This window comes from Syntrophales bacterium (genome assembly GCA_030655775.1).
Taxonomy (GTDB): Bacteria; Desulfobacterota; Syntrophia; order Syntrophales; family JADFWA01; genus JAUSPI01.
This window is the reverse complement of record JAUSPI010000194.1, coordinates 1-3,603: the sequence shown is the minus strand read 5'-3', so window position 1 is coordinate 3,603 and position 3,603 is coordinate 1. Positions and strand designations below refer to the sequence as shown.

Sequence of the window (3,603 nt, the reverse complement as noted above, 5' to 3'; positions counted from 1 at the left end):
AAGGCCGGCGGAAACCGGAAAAAAGCTGAACAGGGTATAATCTTTATCGATGAAATAGACAAACTGGCCGAACAGAGTTCTGATTTTGACCATTACAGCAACCGGGATGTTTCCGGCCGAAGTGTCCAGGAAGAACTCCTTGACCTTCTGGAGTCTGGCGGGTCTCGGAATGTTTTATTTGGCAATCACCTGCAACAACAGATGGAACTTGACACCAGCCGGATACTGTTTATTGCGGCCGGTGCCTTTAACGGCCTGGACCGGATTGTTAAGGAAAATCGCCGCTGGAAAGCAGGAATCGGGTTTGTTTCAGCAAAAACAAGTTCCGCATTTTCAGAAAATGTCGGCTCTTCCATAGGGCCTGCCGATCTTGAAAGTTACGGGTTTATCCCAGAACTGCTGGGCCGATTCCCGGTAATCTGCTCGCTTGCGTCGCTATCTGAAAATAATCTTGCGAGCATCATGGTTGAACCTAAGAACTCAATTCTGGGAGAATACCAGAAATACTTCCGCTCTTTTGGCATGGAAGTTGAGTTCAAAGAAGGAGCGCTGAAAAAAATCGCGCAAATCGCCGCGGAAAGAGGCACCGGTGCCCGCGGACTGCGCAGCGTCTTGGAGGCGGTCCTGCAGCCCTATTTATTCGCAGTAGGCGATAGTGGCAGCCAAGCGATTGAAAAACAAGTAACCATTGACGAAAAAATGGTTGAGTTTTAGCCTTGTAAGTAGAATTTCACTCCGGTGGACCCGGATAAAACAGTTTGTACACAGGAGGAGTCTATGGATATGAAGGATATGAAAGTTCTTAAGAGGTGGTGTGATGAAGGAAGAGTTGCCAGAAACAAGATATGGGAGATAAAAGAAAAGGGTAGTTTGTGTACAAAAGAGGATTACGACCCTGTAATTAACTGTTTTACTGAGTGTCTAAAACAAAACGATTGTTACTCTTCAGCTTACGAATATCGTGGAAACGCATATCTTGAACAAGGAGAATACGACAAGGCTATCGCTGATTACACCAAATTGATATCACTTACTTTTCAGTTTTCCCTCTTAGATTATAACGAGAGCGAAGTCGCGGGGTATTATGTTCTTCGGGGAGACGCTTACGTTAAGAAGAATGAACAAAAAAAGGCCTTCCATGATTACAACAAGGCGATTGAAAGTTGCTCCAACTTGATTGACAAAATCACCAAAGGTGAATGGAGAAAGCTTATAAGAGACCCCCATCAGGGATCTCGGTGGGCTTTCCGTTGTGTATATTTAACGCGAGGAAAGATATACGTCAGGAAAAAAGAATACGACAAAGCCATTGCGGATTGTAACAGCGCAATAAAAATCGGTCCAAAAGACTCTTATCCCTACATTGAAAGAGGAAAGGTGTATTTTAAAAAAAAGGAATACGACAAAGCTATTGCAGATTACACCAAGGCAATTAAGATTAATGGGATCTTTTCCTCTGTCTTTTTTGGTTCGGAATTCTCACAAGAAAGCACCCAACATGAAGATGTTTATGTGTGTCTCGGGGATATGTATTCTCAAAAAAAGGAATGCAACAAAGCCATCGCCGCATACATTAAGGCGGCGGAAAGTTTTTGCTGGTCAGGATCTCTAAGAGAAGGTACCGCTGGCCCTCCTTATAAAGAAAGTAGGTACTATAAAAAAGTTCGGGAATGTATGCAAAAAGTCAAGTGTTTAGGTGGAAAAATATCAAACAAATTTCTAAAAAATATACTTTATGAATTTGATTGATTCCTTTCGACAAGATAGCGCGTGAATGAACCTGAAACTACCAATTGGAGTGTTATAGAAAACGCAATCAAACTTTTAACAGTTTGTGTTGGGAAAATAGGATAGAATGACTAATTTGCATAAGTTTGAGCGGTTTGCTCGATCTGTCAGAGAAACAGAAGCTTTCTTTAACAAGTCCGCAAGGGATTTATTGAAAGCTTTGGTTAGCGCTACACACGATAGAGGATTCGGAACATGCGAATACATCTTTTGGATTTCTCCAGAAGGACAATTAGAGGAAGCTCCAGGAGGTCATCAAGAAAAGACAACGTTTATGATGTCTCCCGAAGAGTATAAGCTTTCCAAGCATTATGGTTATCTTAGGGGTCGTGTTGGTAGAACCGTAGATAATAAACAATTCATTATGGTTTATAATTTAAAAGAGGAGTTTATTGTTTCAAAAAAGAAAATAGAGCAATTACAAAAAGGAATTACTTCAATGCCTATTCCAATTGATGACGATGCAATTGTAGTTGCTGGTGGTGAAGTATTAGGAACGGTTCTTGATGTCTCTGCTTTGTAATAGATATTGAATTTATCTGTTGGAAAATGAATCTTCTTACAGGAGGAATATGCCTGATAAATTGAAAATCTGGTTAGACGATGAAAGAGACCCGAAGGACTGGGAACATCCTGGCTGGACTTGGGTAAAGACAGCTAATGAGTGCATAGAACTTTTGAAGAAGGGAAACGTGGAAGAAATTAGCTTTGACCACGATTTGGGGGAATTTAACGGTAAGAACGAAAAAACTGGCTACGACGTTATTAAGTGGATAGAGGAAGAAGTCTTTACGAACAAGGATTATCTACCCCCTAGAGAAATGGATACACATTCTGCTAACTTCGGGGGTCACAAGGGCATAGAGCTCGTCATAGAACACATTGATAGAATGATGGTTGAAAGATGGGGAGATATTTGTAAGAAGCTAAAAATCTGGTTAGACGATGAAAGAGACCCTGAAAAATGGAACCATCCTGGCTGGATTTGGGTAAAGACAGCTAATGAGTGCATAGAACTCCTTAAAACAGGAGGGGTTGAAGCTATCAGCCTTGACCACGATTTAGGGGAAGTTAACGGTAAGCAGGAAAAGACTGGCTACGATGTTATACGGTGGATTGAAAACCAAGTTGGCGAAGATACGGGTTTCCTGCCTCCCAGAATAATGAAACCACACTCCTCCAGCTACACAGGTTACGGGAAGATAAAGGTTGCCATAAAACACATAGAGGCGATGATGGTTGAAAAATTAGGAGAAGATTGGCGGAATAGGTGGGATAATAAGGGTTAGGAAAGCCTCAAGAATGGCTCAGAAATCGATTCTAAGGCGTTATTTCCTTAAGGGTGCATATTCCCGCGCGGTCCAGGAGCCACCCATTCCGGTCAAAGGAACCACCCCCGTAGTTAACAATTCAATGAGATAATTTTCAAGTTAATCGAGGTCCGCCCAATTTACTTTGCTCCGGCTTTACGTAACATCCTGATGATTTTTCGGTAACCCTCGCCTTTGGCAAAAATTAATGCGTCCAGGTCACAATTCTCCCGTGCATTAACATCCGCCCCGGCCGCTATGAGACTTTTTACAACGCCGGTATGTCCGTTGCCCGCTGCATACATAAGGGGCGTCCAGTTGATTCTATCTCTTATATTTACATCAGCGCCGGCCAGAATCAATCTATTCACCTCGGCAGTATTTCCATCTTTAACCGCTTTGATTAGCCTGCCCATTTTTTCCAAATCTTTAGTTCGGTCGTCATCTTTCGCTCCGGCCGCTCTTAGGACCTTTACTATTTTAGTATATCCTTCCCAAGCAGCCA

General features: G+C 42.4%; 5 protein-coding genes. 4 read left to right on the top strand and 1 reads right to left on the bottom strand.

From position 1 onward, the window contains the following. The 4 genes from Q7J27_10485 to Q7J27_10470 all read left to right on the top strand — a co-directional run. The coding region (locus Q7J27_10485) for an AAA family ATPase (protein MDO9529570.1) at positions 1 to 714 on the top strand (714 nt) is incomplete at its 5' end. Positions 715 to 777: 63 nt separating this feature from the next. Then, positions 778 to 1,749 carry a tetratricopeptide repeat protein gene (locus Q7J27_10480; protein ID MDO9529569.1) on the top strand — a complete coding sequence of 324 codons (972 nt, stop codon included), beginning with the start codon at positions 778 to 780 and terminating at the stop codon, positions 1,747 to 1,749. A gap of 106 nt (positions 1,750 to 1,855) precedes the next feature. After that, positions 1,856 to 2,311, top strand: coding sequence for a hypothetical protein (locus Q7J27_10475; GenBank protein ID MDO9529568.1), 456 nt, complete (start codon positions 1,856 to 1,858; stop codon positions 2,309 to 2,311). Between the two features lie 49 nt (positions 2,312 to 2,360). Further along, the gene (locus Q7J27_10470) at positions 2,361 to 3,077 is read left to right on the top strand and encodes a hypothetical protein (protein MDO9529567.1); all 717 of its coding nucleotides are present in this window, start codon (positions 2,361 to 2,363) and stop codon (positions 3,075 to 3,077) included. Between the two features lie 161 nt (positions 3,078 to 3,238). Here the strand turns inward: Q7J27_10470 and Q7J27_10465 are convergent. After that, positions 3,239 to 3,603, bottom strand: a 365-nt coding sequence (locus tag Q7J27_10465) for an ankyrin repeat domain-containing protein (GenBank protein ID MDO9529566.1), incomplete at its 5' end; no start/stop codon positions are given.